This is a genomic window from Streptomyces sp. NPDC096152, assembly GCF_044763235.1.
Taxonomy (GTDB): domain Bacteria; phylum Actinomycetota; class Actinomycetes; order Streptomycetales; family Streptomycetaceae; genus Streptomyces.
Genome location: NZ_JBIWFW010000010.1, coordinates 80,771 through 97,986 on the forward strand (window position 1 = coordinate 80,771; position 17,216 = coordinate 97,986).

Sequence of the window (17,216 nt, forward strand, 5' to 3'; positions counted from 1 at the left end):
CGTCCCGACAGGGGCTGCGCCGCGCACCGTTCGGCGCCGGGGATGGACATTTCAGACTGCGAGGGGGGCGACGGGCGATGCACGGCCTATGGACGAACGATCCGACGCGGCGGAGCCGCCGGCGGCGGCCCTGGCGCACCGCCGCGAGCAGACGCGACCACCACGGCAGCCACCACCACCGCAGGCACAGCGGCCGCAGGAGGCACGCGCACCCGGCGCACCGGGACCCGCGGGACCCGGCGGCGCGGACCGGGAGGGCCCGGTGAGCCCGCCCCCCACCTCGGCCCCGCTCCGCGGAGCCTCGCGGCCGCGGCTCGCGCCGCGCGCCCTCCTGCCCCGCCCACCGCTCCCGCGCGGCGCGGGCGGCCTGTTCCCCCAGCTCGTCCTGGCCCTGGTCTGCGCGGGATACGCCGTCGGTTCCGCACTCGGCTGGGGCTCGGACGAAGTGGCGCTGATCATGGGTGACTTCGGGCTGAGTGCCGCGGCCGGCACCGCCGCCGTGTCGTGCGCGGTCTACGCCCGCGGCCCGCGGGTCCGCTTCCGGCCCGCCTGGCTGCTGTTCGCCCTCTCCTCGGCGATGGCGTCGCTGGGCAACCTGGTCTGGGGGTGGTACGAGGTCGTCCTGGACGAGCCGGTGCCCAGCCCCAGTTACGCCGACCTGTTCTTCCTGTGCTTCGCGCCGCCCGCGATCGTCGGCCTGCTGGTGCTCGCCAAGCGGCCGGCGAACAAGGCGGGCTGGGTCTGCCTCGCGCTGGACGCCTGGCTGATCGGCGGCTCGCTGCTCACGCTGTCCTGGAGCCTGGCGCTCGCCCAGGCGGCCAAGTTCGACGGGCCGAGCGTGGCGCACACCGCGCTCTCGCTGGCGTATCCGCTGATGGACATCGCCCTGGTGAGCATGGTGCTCGCGCTGCACTTCCGGCGCTCCGCCGTCAACCGCACCGCCGTGAACACGGCGATCGGCGCCCTCGCCCTGACCGTCATGTGCGACGCGCTGTTCACCTCGCCGCTGCTGCACAACAACTACCACTCCGGCCAGTTGCTCGACGCGGGCTGGTTCGCCGGCTCCCTGCTCCTGGCGTACGCCCCTTGGGCCGCGCCCCGCCCCGACCCGAACCGCCCCGACCCGAACCGCCCCGACCCGAACCGCCCCGACCCGAACCGCGTGGACGCGGACCGGCGGGACATGGGCGGACCGGGCGCCGACCGTCCCGAGGCGGCGGCCGGCCACGGCGTGGGCCGTCCCGAGGCGGGCCACCGCGTGTCGGGTCACCACGCCACGGACCACCGCGACACGGACCGCCGCGACACGGACCCCCCCGGCACCGTCCGCACCGCCGGCCACGCCGGCACCGACCATGCCGACACGGACCACGGCGAGGCGGACCACCGTCGGACGGACGGCCACACGCGGGCGGCCGACGGGCTCCCGCGCCAAGCCGAAGGGCTCCCGCGCCAAGCAGACGGACTTCCGCGCCACGCCGACGGGTTCCCGCGCCCGGCGGACCGGCCAGCGCGCGTGGCGCACGTGCACGTGCCCGGACCGCGCCGGAGCGCCCGCAGCCCCCACGTCCCGCCGCCCGCGCCGGGTGCCGACCACGAGCGGTACCAGGCCGGCCGGCCCCTGACCGGCTCGCTCGCCGCGCTCACGCCGTACCTCGCGGCCGCCGTCTGCACCCTGGGCGTCCTCTACAACGTGCTCAACGGGCACAGCGTCGACCGCGTGGTGCTGATCACCGCGGGCGCCGTGGTGCTGGCCCTCGTGGTGCGCCAGGGCATCATGCTGCTCGACAACATCACCCTCACCCAGGAACTGGCCCACAAGGAGAACCACTTCCGCTCCCTGGTGCAGGGCTCCAGCGACGTCATCATGATCGCCGCGACCGACGGCGTCCTCCGGTACGTCTCCCCGGCCGCCGCCGGGGTCTACGGACGGTCCGCGGAGGAGCTGGTGGGCAGGGAACTGGCCGGCCTCATCCACCCCGAGGACCTCGGCTGCGTGGTGCACGAGGTGCGCCGTTTCCTCGCCGCCAGCCCGCAGGACGAACCCACGACCCGTATCGAGTGCCGCTTCCGCTCCGGCGGCGGCGGATGGCTCAACGTCGAGTCGACCATCAACCGCCACCACGGCGGCCTGATCTTCAACAGCCGGGACGTGACCGAACGGGTGCGCCTGCAGGCACAGCTCCAGCACAACGCGGAGCACGACCCGCTCACCGACCTGCCCAACCGCGCGCTGTTCACCCGGCGCGTGCAGCAGGCGCTGTCCGGCCGGCGCTCCACCGACCACGGCACGGCGGTGCTCTTCATCGACCTCGACGGCTTCAAGGCGGTCAACGACACCATCGGCCACCAGGCCGGGGACGAACTCCTCGTCCAGGCCGCCCGCAGACTCCAGCAGGCGGTCCGCCACGGGGACACCGCCTCCCGGCTCGGCGGCGACGAGTTCGCGGCCCTGATCGTCGGGGACGGCACCCGCGACCGCACCGCCCGCGAAGGGCACATCCTGGAGCTCGCCGACCGCCTCAGGGTGACGCTGTCCCAGCCCTACCTCATCGACGGCAACGATGTCCGGGTCGCCGCGTCCATCGGCGTGGCCTTCGCGGAGCCGGGCCTCGGCGCCGGGGAGCTGCTCCGCAACGCCGACCTCGCGATGTACCGGGCGAAGGCGGCCGGCAAGGGCCGCGTCGAGCTCTACAAGCCGCAGATGCAGCAGGACGTCGTCCGCAAGGCGGAGCTGGCCACCCGTCTGCGGGCCGCCCTGCACGACGGCGAGTTCGCCCTGCTCCACCAGCCGGTGGTGTGCCTGGAGAACGGCCGGATCACCTCGGTGGCCGCCCAGGCGCGCTGGCGCTCCTCGCAGGGGGTGCTCTTCACCCCCGCCGAGTTCCTGCGGGTGGCCGAGGACAGCGACAAGACCGCCGAACTGGGCCGGTGGGTGCTGGAGGAGGCGGTCGAGCAGGCCGCCGAGCGCGCCGCGAGCGGCCTGGCCAAGCCCGTGGTGGTCCGGATGGGCGCCCGCAGGCTGCTGGACCGGTCGCTGCCGCCCGGTTCCGTGGAAGCCCTGCTGACCCGGCACGGGCTGCCGTCCGGGGCGCTGGTGATCGAGCTGTCCGACATCGACCCGCGGGTCTCGCTGGACGAGCTGGAGCGGCGGCTGAGCGCCCTGAGACGGCTCGGCGTCCGGATCGCGCTGGACGGCTTCGGCGGCGGCTACGCGGCCGTCACGGCCCTCAGGCGCCTGCCCGTGGACGTCCTGAAACTCGACCGCGGCCTGGTCGAGGGCGTGGTCGAGTCCGCCCGTATGCACAAGATCACCAGTGGGCTGCTGCGTATCGCCATCGACCTCGGGCTCCAGTCCGTGGCCGACGGCGTGGACCTGCCGGAGCAGGTCGTCGCGCTGCGCGCGATGGGCTGCACCCACGGGCAGGGCATGGCGTTCTCCGGTCCGCTGGACGAGTACCGGCTGCGCCGGGCGCTGACCTCCGGCCACTTTCCGGTGCCGCACGGCCCGGTCGAACCGGCGTTCGCCGGTGGTGTCGCGGGGCTGTACTCCGGTGGAGTGGCGGCCGTCTTCGGAGGCGGGACGGCCCTTCGCTCACATAATGAGACTCCCGTCCCACCTACTTGACACCGGGTGCGTGCCGGGGGGAGGGTCAGTGCCATGCGCACCCGAATTCTCGTACTTGGACAGCGCGTCGGCTGAGCTGGGACCCACCGGAGGACGATCCGGAATCCCCAGCGACCCTCACCGGCGCGCTCCCCTCGCTTGCCTTGCGGCACGAGGGGTTTTTTGTTGCACAGGCACCCCTCGTGCAGCAGCCGAAATCCGCTCACACCTCGCAAAAACCCTCAGCATCGAGAAGAGAATGACGATGACCGAGCAGGCCACCGGGGCCCATCACCCGCAGCCGCGGCCCCGATCCGGAGGACAACAGTCCGCTCCCGAGCACGTCACGGGTGCGCAGTCCCTCATCCGCTCTCTCGAGGAGGTCGGCGCCGACACGGTATTCGGCATTCCCGGCGGTGCGATCCTTCCCGCGTACGACCCGCTGATGGACTCCACCCGGGTGCGCCACGTCCTGGTCCGGCACGAGCAGGGCGCCGGTCACGCGGCCACCGGCTACGCGCAGGCCACCGGCAAGGTCGGCGTCTGCATGGCGACCTCCGGCCCCGGCGCCACCAACCTGGTCACCCCGATCGCCGACGCCCACATGGACTCCGTGCCGCTGGTCGCGATCACCGGCCAGGTCGCCTCCAAGGCGATCGGCACGGACGCCTTCCAGGAGGCGGACATCGTCGGCATCACCATGCCGATCACCAAGCACAACTTCCTGGTCACCAAGGCCGAGGACATCCCGCGGATCATCGCGCAGGCGTTCCACATCGCCTCCACCGGCCGCCCCGGCCCGGTCCTGGTCGACATCGCCAAGGACGCCCTCCAAGCGAAGACCACCTTCTCCTGGCCGCCGGTGATGGACCTTCCGGGCTACCGGCCCGTCACCAAGCCGCACGCCAAGCAGATCCGCGAGGCGGCCAAGCTCATCACCTCCGCGAAGCGCCCCGTCCTCTACGTCGGCGGCGGCGTCCTCAAGGCCCGCGCCACCGCCGAGCTCAAGGTCCTCGCGGAACTCACCGGAGCGCCCGTCACCACCACCCTGATGGCGCTCGGCGCATTCCCCGACAGCCACCCGCTGCACGTGGGAATGCCGGGCATGCACGGTTCGGTCACCGCCGTCACCGCGCTGCAGAAGGCCGACCTGATCGTCGCCCTCGGAGCCCGCTTCGACGACCGCGTCACGGGCAAGCTGGACAGCTTCGCCCCGTTCGCCAAGATCGTCCACGCCGACGTCGACCCGGCCGAGATCGGCAAGAACCGCGCCGCCGACGTGCCGATCGTCGGCGACGCCCGCGAGGTCATCGCCGACCTGATCCAGGCCGTCCAGAAGGAGCACGCCGAAGGCCACCGGGGCGACTACACCGCCTGGTGGAACGACCTCGGGCGCTGGCGCGAGACCTACCCGCTCGGCTACGACCAGCCCGCGGACGGCTCGCTCTCCCCGCAGCAGGTCATCGAGCGGATCGGGCAGCTCGCCCCCGAGGGCACGATCTTCGCGGCGGGCGTCGGCCAGCACCAGATGTGGTCCGCGCACTTCATCCAGTACGAGAAGCCCGCCACCTGGCTGAACTCCGGCGGCGCCGGAACCATGGGCTACGCGGTCCCGGCCGCCATGGGCGCCAAGGCCGGCCGCCCGGAGCGCGCCGTCTGGGCGATCGACGGCGACGGCTGCTTCCAGATGACCAACCAGGAACTCACCACCTGCGCCCTGAACAACATCCCGATCAAGGTCGCCATCATCAACAACGGCGCCCTCGGGATGGTCCGCCAGTGGCAGACCCTCTTCTACAACCAGCGGTACTCCAACACGGTGCTGCACTCCGGGCCGGGCGCCGAGCCCAAGGGCCCGAGCGCCGGCACCCGGGTCCCCGACTTCGTGAAGCTGTCGGAGGCCATGGGCTGCCACGCGATCCGCTGCGAGTCCCCCGACGACCTCGACAAGGTCATCGAGGAGGCGAACGCGATCAACGACCGCCCCGTCGTCGTCGACTTCATCGTCCACGAGGACGCGATGGTCTGGCCGATGGTCGCGGCCGGCACCTCCAACGACGAGATCATGGCCGCCCGGGACGTCCGCCCGGACTTCGGCGACAACGAAGACGACTGAGCCGGGAAGAGCGAAGAGGAAGAGCAACCAGACATGTCCAAGCACACGCTCTCCGTCCTGGTGGAGAACACGCCGGGCATCCTCGCCCGGATCGCCGCCCTGTTCTCCCGGCGCGGCTTCAACATCGACTCGCTCGCGGTCGGTGTCACCGAGCACCCCGACATCTCCCGCATCACCATCGTGGTGGGCGTGGAGGACCTGCCGCTGGAGCAGGTGACCAAGCAGCTCAACAAGCTCGTCAACGTGCTGAAGATCGTCGAGCTGGAGCCGTCGCAGGCCGTGCAGCGCGAACTCGTCCTGGTGAAGGTGCGCGCCGACAACGAGACGCGCTCCCAGATCGTGGAGATCGTCCAGCTGTTCCGCGCCAAGACCGTCGACGTCTCCCCGGAGGCCGTGACGATCGAGGCCACCGGGTCCGGCGAGAAGCTGTCGGCGATGCTCAAGATGCTGGAGCCGTTCGGCATCAAGGAGCTGGTCCAGTCCGGCACCATCGCGATCGGCCGCGGCGCCCGCTCGATCACGGACCGGTCGCTGCGCGCGCTCGACCGGTCGGCGTAACGACGCGTCCGGGCGGCCGGGGAAATCCGGCCGCCCGCATGCCGAGACCCCCAGACTTCCCTTCCCCCCACCGTCATACGGTGGGAGCACACCTGCACACCAAGGAGAGAACCCAAAGTGGCCGAGCTGTTCTACGACGCTGACGCCGACCTGTCCATCATCCAGGGCCGCAAGGTCGCGGTCATCGGCTACGGCAGCCAGGGCCACGCCCACGCCCTGTCGCTGCGCGACTCGGGTGTCGACGTGCGGGTCGGTCTGCCCGAAGGCTCCAAGTCGAAGGCCAAGGCCGAGGAGCAGGGCCTGCGCGTGGTGACGCCCGCCGAGGCCGCCGCCGAGGCCGACGTCATCATGATCCTGGTCCCGGACCCGATCCAGGCCCAGGTGTACGAGGAGTCCATCGCCCCGAACCTGAACGACGGCGACGCGCTGTTCTTCGGACACGGCTTCAACATCCGCTTCGGCTTCATCAAGCCCCCGGCCGGCGTCGACGTCTGCATGGTCGCCCCGAAGGGCCCGGGCCACCTGGTGCGCCGCCAGTACGAGGAGGGCCGCGGCGTCCCCTGCATCGCCGCCGTCGAGCAGGACGCCACCGGCAACGCCTTCGCGCTCGCCCTCTCCTACGCCAAGGGCATCGGCGGCACCCGCGCCGGCGTCATCAAGACCACCTTCACCGAGGAGACCGAGACCGACCTGTTCGGCGAGCAGGCCGTCCTCTGCGGTGGCACGGCCGCGCTGGTCAAGGCGGGCTTCGAGACGCTGACCGAGGCGGGCTACCAGCCGGAGATCGCCTACTTCGAGTGCCTGCACGAGCTGAAGCTGATCGTCGACCTCATGTACGAGGGCGGCCTGGAGAAGATGCGCTGGTCGATCTCCGAGACCGCCGAGTGGGGCGACTACGTCACCGGCCCGCGCATCATCACCGACGCCACCAAGGCGGAGATGAAGAAGGTCCTCGCCGAGATCCAGGACGGCACCTTCGCCCGCAACTGGATGGACGAGTACCACGGCGGTCTGAAGAAGTACAACGAGTACAAGCAGCAGGACTCCGAGCACCTGCTGGAGACCACCGGCAAGGAGCTGCGCAAGCTCATGAGCTGGGTGAACGAGGAGGCGTAGGCCTCCCGGCCGAGGGGCCGGAGCGAGCCGCTCCGGCCCTTTCGCCGAACCCGGGGTAACGTCGGTGTTCACGGGGGGACGCGCGTCGTTGTCCACCCCGTCCAGCCACGGACGGGTGATCCTTCCGCGGTGGCGTAATGCGGCGCATCCGGCGCCACTACACTGCTGCACTAACAAACGCGTCAGGCCCACAGCGTCGTGCGTCTCTTACGCGGTAGCCCCTCCTCCGCCTGCGGCCGTCGGGACGGCCGTCCGCATGCTTTGGACTTGTGAGGACTCACGTGAGCTCGAAACCTGTCGTACTCATCGCTGAAGAGCTGTCGCCCGCGACCGTCGACGCACTCGGTCCGGACTTCGAGATCCGGCACTGCAACGGCGCGGACCGAGCCGAACTGCTCCCCGCCATCGCCGAGGTGGACGCGATCCTGATCCGCTCCGCCACCAAGGTGGACGCCGAGGCGGTCGCCGCCGCGCGCAGGCTCAAGGTCGTCGCACGAGCCGGCGTCGGCCTGGACAACGTCGACGTCTCCGCCGCCACCAAGGCCGGCGTGATGGTCGTCAACGCCCCGACCTCCAACATCGTGACCGCCGCCGAGCTGGCCTGCGGTCTGATCCTCGCCACCGCCCGCAACATCCCGCAGGCCAACGCCGCGCTGAAGAACGGCGAGTGGAAGCGCAGCAAGTACACGGGCGTCGAGCTGGCCGAGAAGACCCTCGGCGTCGTCGGCCTCGGCCGCATCGGCGCCCTGGTCGCCCAGCGCATGTCCGCCTTCGGCATGAAGGTCGTCGCCTACGACCCCTACGTGCAGCCCGCGCGGGCCGCGCAGATGGGCGTCAAGGTGCTGACCCTGGACGAGCTGCTGGAGGTCTCCGACTTCATCACCGTCCACCTGCCCAAGACCCCCGAGACCCTCGGCCTGATCGGCGAGGAGGCGCTGCGCAAGGTCAAGCCGGGCGTGCGCGTGGTCAACGCGGCGCGCGGCGGCATCGTCGACGAGGAGGCGCTGTACTCGGCGCTCAAGGAGGGCCGCGTCGCCGGCGCCGGCCTGGACGTGTACGCCAAGGAGCCGTGCACCGACTCGCCGCTGTTCGAGTTCGACCAGGTCGTCGCCACCCCGCACCTCGGCGCGTCCACGGACGAGGCGCAGGAGAAGGCCGGCATCGCGGTCGCCCGGTCGGTCCGCCTCGCCCTCGCCGGTGAGCTCGTGCCGGACGCGGTGAACGTGCAGGGTGGTGTCATCGCCGAGGACGTCAAGCCGGGTCTGCCGCTCGCCGAGCGCCTCGGCCGGATCTTCACCGCCCTCGCGGGCGAGGTCGCGGTCCGCCTCGACGTCGAGGTCTACGGCGAGATCACCCAGCACGACGTGAAGGTGCTGGAGCTCTCCGCGCTCAAGGGCGTCTTCGAGGACGTCGTCGACGAGACCGTGTCGTACGTCAACGCGCCGCTGTTCGCCCAGGAGCGGGGTGTGGAGGTGCGCCTGACCACCAGCTCCGAGTCGGCGGACCACCGCAACGTGGTCACCGTGCGCGGCACCCTCGCGGGCGGCGAGGAGGTGTCGGTCTCCGGCACCCTGGCCGGCCCGAAGCACGTCCAGAAGATCGTCGCGGTCGGCGACTACGACGTCGACCTCGCCCTCGCCGAGCACATGGTCGTCCTGCGCTACGAGGACCGTCCGGGTGTCGTCGGCACCGTCGGCCGCATCATCGGCGAGGCGGGCGTCAACATCGCCGGGATGCAGGTCGCCCGCGCGGCGGCGGGCGGCGAGGCGCTGGCGGTGCTCACCGTGGACGACACGGTGCCGACCGGAGTGCTGACCGAGGTCGCCGAGGAGATCGGCGCGACCTTCGCCCGCGCGGTGAACCTGGTCTGAGGCAACCGTTCCGAAGCGCCGGGCGGGCTGGTGATCCAGCCCGCCCGGCGCTTTCGCGTGCCGCGGCGTCCCGGGCGAGCCCGGTGGCTCAGGCGAGGTGGGCCTCCGGCCCGGCCTCCGCGAGCGGCGCCGGGCGCACGTGGATCCGGCGCAGGGTGCCCGCCGCCGCGAGGGCGGCGAGGGCCAGCAGGACCGCCCCCGCGAGCGCGGCCCCCCGCATCCCGTGGGTGAAGGCCTCGCGTGCCGTGGCCGCCAGGGCGTCTCCCGCGCGCCCCGGCAACCGCCCGGCGACGGCGAGGGCGCCGCCCAGGGTCTCGTGGGCCGCCGCCGGGGCCGAGGACGGGATGTCGTGGCGGTAGACGGCGGTGCCGATGGAGCCGAGGACCGCCATGCCCAGCGCGCCGCCGAACTCCTGGCCCGTCTCCAGCAGGGAGGACGCGGCGCCCGCCTGCTCGGCCGGGGCCGTGCCCAGCGCCAGGTCCGTCATCTGGGACATGACCATCACGATGCCGGAGGCGAGGACCCCGCACGCGGCCAGGACCAGCCAGAGGGAGTCCGGGCCGGTCAGGGCCAGCATCCCGTAGCCCGTCGCGGCGATCGCGAAGCCCGCGGTGACCACGTGGGCGCGGTGGACGCCCTTCTGGACCAGGGTGGTCGCCAGGGGAGCCGCCATGCCGATCGGCACCGAGGGCAGCAGCGCCCACAGGGCCGCCTCCAGCGCGCTCTTGCCGAGCACCGACTGAAGGTACTGCGTGCTGAAGAACGCCGAGCCCATCATCCCGAACGCCGAGAGCAGGTTCAGCACGACGGCGGGAGCGAAGCCCCGGCCGCGGAACAGGGCCGGCGAGATCATCGGCGAGGCCGCCGTGCGCTGGCGGTGCACGAACAGGGTGGCGAAGAGCAGGCCGACGGTGATCGAGACGACGTACCGCACGTGCCAGCCGTGGGACGGGATCTCCTTCAGGCCGTAGATCACCGGCAGGACCGCGGCCATGGACAGCGGCACGCCGAGGAGGTCGAAGCGGCCGGACGCGGGGTTTCGCGACTCGGGCAGCAGGACCGGGCCGAGCACCAGCAGCAGGGCCATCGCGGGCAGGTTGACCAGGAAGACCGAGCCCCACCAGAAGAACTGCACCAGGACGCCGCTGAGCACCGAGCCGAGGGCGATGCCCGCCGTCATCACACCGGACCAGACGCCGATCGCCTTCGCCCGCTGCCCGGGGTCGGTGAACACCGTGCGCAGCAGCGCCATCGTCGTCGGCATCAGGGTCGCGCCGCCGACGCCGAGGACCGCGCGGGCCGCGATCAGGGTCTCGGCGCTGTCCGCGTACGCGGCCACCAGCGAGGCGGCGCCGAAGGCCGCCGCGCCGATCAGCAGCAGCCTGCGGCGGCCGATGCGGTCGGCCAGTGAGCCCATCGTCATCAGCAGGCCGGCCAGGACGAAGGCGTAGATGTCGAAGATCCACAGCTGCTGGGTGCCGCTCGGCTCCAGGTCGGCGCTGATCGCCGGGATGGCGAAGTAGAGGACCGACACGTCCATCGAGACCAGCAGCAGCGGAAGCATCAGGACGCACAGGGCGGTCCATTCGCGGCGGCCGGCGCGGGCGGGGGCGCCGCCGGGCGGAGGGGCGGGGTGGCTCGTCGAGTTCGTCATGGCAGGGACTGTACGAGCGTCTTAAACGATTGTCTAGTACGACCGTATAAATCAGCCGTATAGGACGGGTGTATGAATCGTGGGTAGGGTGGGCGCATGGGACACCGTGAGGATCTGCTGGACGGCGCCAAGCGCTGCCTGCTCGCCAAGGGGTTCGTACGCACCACGGCGCGCGACATCGTCAAGGAGTCCGGGACGAACCTGGCCTCCATCGGCTACCACTACGGCTCGAAGGACGCCCTGCTGGTGCAGGCGTACGTCTCGCTGATCGAGGAGATGGGCGACCGCTTCGCCACCGGACCCGGCTGGGGAGCGGGCGGGACCAACCAGGCTCCCCCCGGCTCACTGGAGCGCTTCCAGGAGGTGTGGGGGAACATCATCCGCTCGCTGCCCGAGTCACGGGCGGTCTGGCTGATCAGCTTCGAGCTCATCCTCCAGGGAGACCGGGTGCCGGAGGTGCGCAAGCTGCTGATCGAGGCGCAGGAGGAAGGCCGATCCGGACTGATTCCTCTGTTCAGCGGGGTGCCGGAGGCCGACCTCGACAGGGGGACCATCGACACCGAGGGCCGCTTCTACCAGACCCTGCTGCAAGGGCTCATGGTGCAGTGGCTCTTCGACCCGGGCTCCGCGACCGACGCCGACCAGCTCACGGAGGGGCTGCGCCGGGTGATCGAGGCGGCGCGGCCCCCGCAGTCGTCCGCCGACTGAGACGTACCGGACGGAACGGCGGGCGTGCCTGCCGCGCCGCCGGCCGCTGCCGATGATGTGCTGACCGGGACAAGGGACGCGCGGGCGGGAGGGGTGTCGTGGACGGTGTCTGAGCGGCCGGAGTCCGCGGCCGCCGACCGCGGGAGCCGGGGGGAAGGGCGCACCGTGCGTCCCGGCCGGGTGTGGTGGCTGGGCGCCGGCCTGCTCATGGCCGCCGCCGTCGTGGTGGCGGTCTGGCGGCGGCACGAGCTGGTCCAGGCGCTGGGCCTCATCTCCCGGGTGCGGGTGCCTCAACTGCTGCTCGCTGTGGCGCTGGAGGCCCTGTCGGTGGTGTCGCTCGCCGCCATGCAGCGACGGCTGCTGCAGGCGGGCGGCGTGCGGTGGAGGCTGCGGCGGATGACCGCCGTCGCGGTGGCCGCCAACGCTGTTGCCGGTGCCCTGCCCGGCGGGGCGGCCTTCGCCACCGCATGGGTCCTCAGGCTGCTGAGCCGCCGTGGCGTGGAGCCCGTCCTCGCCGCCGCGGTGCTGGTCGTCTCCGGCGCGCTCTCGGTGCTCGGCCTGGCCGTGTTGATCGTCGCCGGGATGTTCACGGTCGGCGCGGCCGGGGCCGCCGCCGTGGTGCGCCCGCTCGCCGGCGTCCTGCTGCTGGCCCTGACGGTCGCTCTGGTCGTCTTCAGCCTGTCCCGCTTCGCCGGCTTCCGCGCGGCGGTGCGGCGCCGCTGGGAGGACGCGGGCCGCCGCTCCGGCCGGGTACGCCGGCTGCAGGGGCTGCTGGCCCGGGTGCTGGACCAGGCGCGCGGCCTGCAGTCCGGCTGGCGGCCGTGGGTGCGGCCGGCGACGCTGGCGCTGATGAACTGGGTCTTCGACGCCGCCTGCCTGGCCGCGTGTCTGTGGGCGCTGGGCATCACCGTCCCCTGGCGCGGATTGCTGCTCGCGTACACGCTCACGCAGATCCCCGGCAGCCTGCGTCTGACGCCCGGCAGCATCGGTGTCGTCGAGGCGAGCCTGTCCGCGCTGCTCGTGCTGTACGGCCTGGGCCCCGGTCCGGCGATCGCCGCCACGCTGCTGTACCGGGCCATCAGCTACTGGGCGCTCCAGCCGGTCGGCTGGGCGAGCTGGATCGCCCTGACCCTCCGCGCCGAGCGGCCCCCGCGCGATCCGGGGGACGGGACGGGCGGTGGCCCGCACGGGACGGACGGCCGGGCCGTCTGAGGCCGGTCCGGGAACCGTGACCGCGCCCGCTCAGAGCCGGTGCGCCTTGAGGGCCATGTGCAGCAGCAGGCGGTCCTCGCCGTCGTCCAGGTCGAGGCCGGTCAGCTGCTCCACCCGGGACAGGCGGTAGTAGAGGGTCTGGCGGTGGATCCCCAGCTCGGCGGCGGTGCGGCCGGCCTGGCCGGCGCAGTCCAGGAACACCTCGGCGGTACGGGCGAGCTCCTGGTGGGCGGGGGAGAGCAGGGCGCGTACGGCCACGTCCTCGGCGGTCTGCGGCGGCAGTGCCGTGAGCAGGCGGAACGGGCCGATCGAGGCCCACCGCGCGACCGGACCCAGCCGCGGCTCCGCCAGCGCGGCCCTGGCCGCCCCCGACGCCTCCGCCCAGGCGGTCCCCAGTTCCGCCAGCCCGGACCGGGCGGCGGCGACCCCGGCGGCGACTTCGGCACCGCCCGTACGGCCCCCCGCGCCCGGGCCCGTGCCGGTAGTCCCTGTTCCGCCGGCTCGCGCCCCGGCCCGTTCCAGCAGCCGGGCCGCCGCCGCCTCCGCCGGGGCCAGCGCGTCCGCCGACCGCAGCCGGACCAGGAGCGCCAGGCATTGCGCGGTGCCGGTGCCCCCCACCGCCGCGGGGGCCTGCGCGGTCCCCCCTTCCCAGGGCACGGTGCACAGTGCCGTCGCGCCCGGCAGGGTGCGCACCGACGGAGCGTCGCCGGGGTCGGCCGAGGGCCACGGGGCCACGCACACCACCGTGTGCGGACCGTCCGCGCGCGCACCGAGGGCCGTCCGCAGCTCCGCCACCGCCATGTCCCGCGGCCAGCCGGGCTCGGCGGTGAGCACCGCCCGCAGCTCCCGGGTGAGGTCCGCGCCGTGCTGCGCCTCGTCCGCGAGCAGCGCGCCGATCCGCGCGGTCACCCGCATGGCCGCCGCGAGCTGCGGTTCGCCGGGGCCGGGCTCGTCGTCCAGCAGCCAGACGTAGCCGAGGACGACACCCCGATGGCGTACGGGGAGACAGATCCGCCCCCGGTACACCCCCGCCTCCGGGGTCGGCGGGATGCGCACCGGGCCGGTGGCGCGGGTGATGCCGAAGCCCTCGAACCAGGTGCGCACCGCCGCCGTGGAGCGGCGGGTGAGGATCGAGCGGGTGCGCACCGGGTCCAGGTCCGACGGATCGAGGTCGCCCTCGCTGTCGTAGGCGCCGAAGGCGATCAGCTCGAAGTGCCGGTTCTCCAGCGTCGCCGGTGCGCCGAGCAGCTCGGAGATCTCGTCGACCAGCTCCTGGTAGTCACCTCTGCGTTCCGGTGTCACCCGGGTAGTCTCCCGCATTTTCCAGGAGTCTCATACATCTGTCTGAGATCCCGGGCACGGATGCGTGACAGCTGTCGATGGTCGACGATCGGAGGGATCCTTAACTTTCACGGTGGTTCTCCGTGCCGTTGCCCGAGGGCGGGTGGCGGCTTTCTGTTCCTCGTTGTGGAGGTGCCCCGTGCTGGGTCCCGTGATTCTCGCCGCGTCGCGCAGCGACCGGATGCGACGCCTGATCTCGGCGGCCCCGGTGACCAAGCAGGTCGTCGACCGCTTCATCCCCGGCGAGACCGTGGACGACATCGTCCCGATCATCACGGACCTGACCGGCAAGGGCCTGGAGCTGACCATGGACGTGGTCGGCGAGGACATCACCACGCCCGAGCAGGCCGCCGCCGCCCGCGACGCCTACCTCCTGCTGATCGACCGGATCAAGGACCTGGAGCTCGGCACCAGGGTCGAGGTGTCCGTCAAACTGTCCATGTTCGGCCAAGCGCTCCCCGGCGGCCACGAGCTGGCCCTCGCCAACGTCCGCCCGGTCGTCGAGGCCGCCGCGGCGATCGGCACCACGGTCACCCTGGACGCGGAGGACCACACCACCCTCGACTCGATGTTCGCCATCCACGAGGAGCTGCGGAAGGACTTCCCGCAGACCGGCTGTGTCATCCAGGCCTACCTCTTCCGCACCGAGGCCGACGCCCGCCGTCTCGCCGCGAGTGGCAGCCGGGTGCGCCTGGTCAAGGGCGCCTACAAGGAGCCCGCCGAGGTCGCGTACCAGAACAGGCAGGAGATCGACAAGGCGTACGTGCGGATCCTGCGCACGCTGATGGAGGGCGAGGGGTACCCGATGATCGGGTCCCACGACCCGCGGCTCATCTCCATCGGGCAGGAACTCGCCCGGCGCGCCGGGCGCAAGCCCGCCGAGTACGAGTTCCAGATGCTGTACGGCATCCGGAGCGACGAGCACCTGCGGCTGGCCGCCGAGGGCCACCGCATGCGCGTCTACACCGCCTACGGCACCGACTGGTACGGCTACTTCATGCGCCGTCTGGCGGAGAAGCCGGCCAACCTGCGCTTCTTCGCCCGCTCGATGGTCAGCAAGGGCTGAGCCCGCTCCCCGCTCGCAACACCGCTCAAGTCAAGGAGTTACGGAACCCATGGACGCTGTGACCCAGGTCCCCACCCCCGTCAACGAGCCGGTGCACGGCTACGCCCCCGGCTCGCCCGAGCGGGCCCGCCTGGAGGCCAAGCTCAAGGAGCTCGCCGGCAACCCGGTCGACCTGCCCTGCACCATCGGCGGCGAGAAGCGCATGGGCGGCGGCGAGGCCTTCCAGGTCGTCCAGCCGCACAACCACAAGGCCGTCCTCGGTACCTACCGCAACGCCACGCGGGCGGACGCCCGGGACGCCATCGACGCGGCCCTCGCCGCCGCGCCCGCCTGGCGCGCGATGTCCTTCGACGACCGCGCGGCGATCATCCTGCGCGCCGCCGAGCTGCTGGCCGGCCCCTGGCGCGAGACCATCGCCGCCTCCACCATGCTCGGCCAGTCGAAGACCGCCCAGCAGGCGGAGATCGACAGCCCGTGCGAGCTGGTCGACTTCTGGCGCTTCAACGTCCACTACGCCCGCCAGATCCTGGCCGAGCAGCCCCCGGCGAACTCGCCGGGCGTGTGGAACCGCCTCGACCACCGCCCGCTGGAGGGCTTCGTCTACGCGATCACGCCGTTCAACTTCTCGGCGATCGCGGCCAACCTGCCGACCGCGCCCGCGCTGATGGGCAACGTCGTGGTCTGGAAGCCCTCCCCGACGCAGACCCACGCCGCCGTGCTGCTCATGCGGCTGCTGGAGGAGGCGGGCCTGCCCAAGGGCGTCATCAACCTCGTCACCGGCGACGGCATCGAGGTGTCCGAGGTCGCCCTGGCCCACCGCGACCTGGCGGGCATCCACTTCACCGGCTCGACCAGGACCTTCCAGTACCTGTGGAAGACGGTCGGCGCCAACATCGAGAAGTACCGCTCCTACCCGCGTCTGGTCGGCGAGACCGGCGGCAAGGACTTCCTGGTCGCGCACCCGTCCGCCGACCGCGCGGTGCTCAAGACCGCGCTGACCCGCGGCGCCTTCGAGTACCAGGGCCAGAAGTGCAGCGCCACCTCCCGCGCCTACATCCCGGCGTCGATCTGGAACTCCGGCTTCAAGGAGGAGTTCGCCGCCGAGGTCGACGGCCTGACCATGGGTGACGTCACCGACCTGTCGCACTTCATCGGCGCGGTCATCGACGAGCGCTCCTTCGCGAAGAACAAGGCGGCGATCGACCGGGCCAGGGAGGACGCGGCCTGCACGATCGTCGCGGGCGGCACCTACGACGACTCGGTCGGCTACTTCGTCCGCCCGACCGTCATCGAGTGCACCGACCCGGAGAACGACGTCTTCCGCACCGAGTACTTCGGCCCGATCCTCGCCGTGCACGTCTACGAGGACGAGAAGTACGACGAGATGCTCACCCAGATGGAGTCGGTGTCGGACTACGCGCTGACCGGGTCCGTCGTCTCCAACGACCGCGCGGCGGCGGCGTACACGATGGAGCGGCTGCGCTACGCGGCCGGCAACTTCTACATCAACGACAAGTCGACCGGCGCCGTCGTCGGCCAGCAGCCCTTCGGCGGCGGCCGCGCCTCCGGCACCAACGACAAGGCCGGCGCCCCGCAGAACCTGATGCGCTGGACCCTGACCCGCGCCATCAAGGAGACGCTGGTCCCGCCGACCGACTACGGCTACCCGCACATGGGCTGACACACCGGCAGGTACGCGGGGCCGGGTCCCGTCCACACGGACGGGGCCCGGCCCATCTGCGTTTCCGTGCCCGCCGGGAGGCCGTCGTCTCAGATAGTAGGAAGTCCGAGTAATTGTGGAGACAGAGAAGCCGTCCTCGCTTAGCTTTGTAGGAGCCGAACGTCTCGCTCGATCCAGCGAACGGCGGGCGTGAGCCGGGCCCCGAGCAGGTAACCCCTGCGGCGCCGCTCCCCGCCACTGAGTCGGCATCACCCACGCCCGTCAGGCCGTGGGGGAGTCTCAAAAC

General features: G+C 72.1%; 11 protein-coding genes. 9 read left to right on the forward strand and 2 right to left on the reverse strand.

Annotated elements, in window-relative coordinates; translation table 11 throughout:
* Positions 1–262 precede the first annotated feature (262 nt).
* From ACIQ9G_RS30805 to serA, 5 genes are all read left to right on the forward strand, one after another.
* Positions 263–3,628, forward strand: coding sequence for an EAL domain-containing protein (locus ACIQ9G_RS30805; protein WP_403616097.1), 3,366 nt, complete (start codon positions 263–265; stop codon positions 3,626–3,628).
* 244 nt (positions 3,629–3,872) lie between these two features.
* Positions 3,873–5,723 carry an acetolactate synthase large subunit gene (locus ACIQ9G_RS30810; protein ID WP_403616100.1) on the forward strand — a complete coding sequence of 617 codons (1,851 nt, stop codon included), beginning with the start codon at positions 3,873–3,875 and terminating at the stop codon, positions 5,721–5,723.
* A 33-nt stretch (positions 5,724–5,756) separates the two neighbouring features.
* On the forward strand, positions 5,757–6,281 hold the full coding sequence (gene ilvN / locus ACIQ9G_RS30815; RefSeq protein WP_114255472.1) for an acetolactate synthase small subunit: 525 nt from the start codon (positions 5,757–5,759) through the stop codon (positions 6,279–6,281).
* Positions 6,282–6,398: 117 nt separating this feature from the next.
* Positions 6,399–7,397: a ketol-acid reductoisomerase gene (gene ilvC, locus ACIQ9G_RS30820; protein ID WP_403616103.1), complete on the forward strand. Its 999-nt coding sequence runs from the start codon at positions 6,399–6,401 to the stop codon at positions 7,395–7,397.
* Positions 7,398–7,678: 281 nt separating this feature from the next.
* Positions 7,679–9,268 (forward strand): phosphoglycerate dehydrogenase, encoded by a 1,590-nt coding sequence (gene serA, locus ACIQ9G_RS30825; protein ID WP_403616105.1) that lies wholly within the window; start codon positions 7,679–7,681, stop codon positions 9,266–9,268.
* Between the two features lie 88 nt (positions 9,269–9,356).
* Here serA and ACIQ9G_RS30830 read toward each other — a convergent pair whose 3' ends face one another.
* Entirely contained in the window at positions 9,357–10,922 is a 1,566-nt protein-coding gene (locus tag ACIQ9G_RS30830; protein ID WP_403616108.1) for an MFS transporter, read from the reverse strand.
* Between the two features lie 96 nt (positions 10,923–11,018).
* On the opposite strand from ACIQ9G_RS30830, the gene ACIQ9G_RS30835 reads away from it, so the two are divergent.
* Both ACIQ9G_RS30835 and ACIQ9G_RS30840 read left to right on the forward strand, forming a co-directional pair.
* Entirely contained in the window at positions 11,019–11,630 is a 612-nt protein-coding gene (locus tag ACIQ9G_RS30835) for a TetR/AcrR family transcriptional regulator (RefSeq protein WP_403616110.1), read from the forward strand.
* Between the two features lie 105 nt (positions 11,631–11,735).
* Positions 11,736–12,842 (forward strand): YbhN family protein, encoded by a 1,107-nt coding sequence (locus ACIQ9G_RS30840; RefSeq protein ID WP_403616112.1) that lies wholly within the window; start codon positions 11,736–11,738, stop codon positions 12,840–12,842.
* Positions 12,843–12,872: 30 nt separating this feature from the next.
* On the opposite strand, the gene ACIQ9G_RS30845 is transcribed toward ACIQ9G_RS30840, so the two are convergent.
* Positions 12,873–14,162, reverse strand: coding sequence for a PucR family transcriptional regulator (locus ACIQ9G_RS30845; protein ID WP_403616115.1), 1,290 nt, complete (start codon positions 14,160–14,162; stop codon positions 12,873–12,875).
* A 160-nt stretch (positions 14,163–14,322) separates the two neighbouring features.
* On the opposite strand from ACIQ9G_RS30845, the gene ACIQ9G_RS30850 reads away from it, so the two are divergent.
* On the forward strand, positions 14,323–15,249 hold the full coding sequence (locus tag ACIQ9G_RS30850) for a proline dehydrogenase family protein (RefSeq protein ID WP_403616117.1): 927 nt from the start codon (positions 14,323–14,325) through the stop codon (positions 15,247–15,249).
* 49 nt (positions 15,250–15,298) lie between these two features.
* Positions 15,299–16,930, forward strand: a complete 1,632-nt coding sequence (gene pruA / locus ACIQ9G_RS30855) for an L-glutamate gamma-semialdehyde dehydrogenase (RefSeq protein ID WP_403616119.1) — start codon at positions 15,299–15,301, stop codon at positions 16,928–16,930.
* Positions 16,931–17,216 lie beyond the last annotated feature (286 nt).

Bases quoted from the DNA above. Each gene is read 5' to 3' on its own strand.
- ACIQ9G_RS30810 (WP_403616100.1), top strand. From the start codon at position 3,873: ATGACCGAGCAGGCCACCGGGGCCCATCACCCGCAGCCGCGGCCCCGA.
- ilvN (WP_114255472.1), top strand. From the start codon at position 5,757: ATGTCCAAGCACACGCTCTCCGTCCTGGTGGAGAACACGCCGGGCATC.
- ACIQ9G_RS30830 (WP_403616108.1), bottom strand. From the start codon at position 10,922: ATGACGAACTCGACGAGCCACCCCGCCCCTCCGCCCGGCGGCGCCCCC.
- ACIQ9G_RS30835 (WP_403616110.1), top strand. From the start codon at position 11,019: ATGGGACACCGTGAGGATCTGCTGGACGGCGCCAAGCGCTGCCTGCTC.
- ACIQ9G_RS30845 (WP_403616115.1), bottom strand. From the start codon at position 14,162: ATGCGGGAGACTACCCGGGTGACACCGGAACGCAGAGGTGACTACCAG.
- pruA (WP_403616119.1), top strand. From the start codon at position 15,299: ATGGACGCTGTGACCCAGGTCCCCACCCCCGTCAACGAGCCGGTGCAC.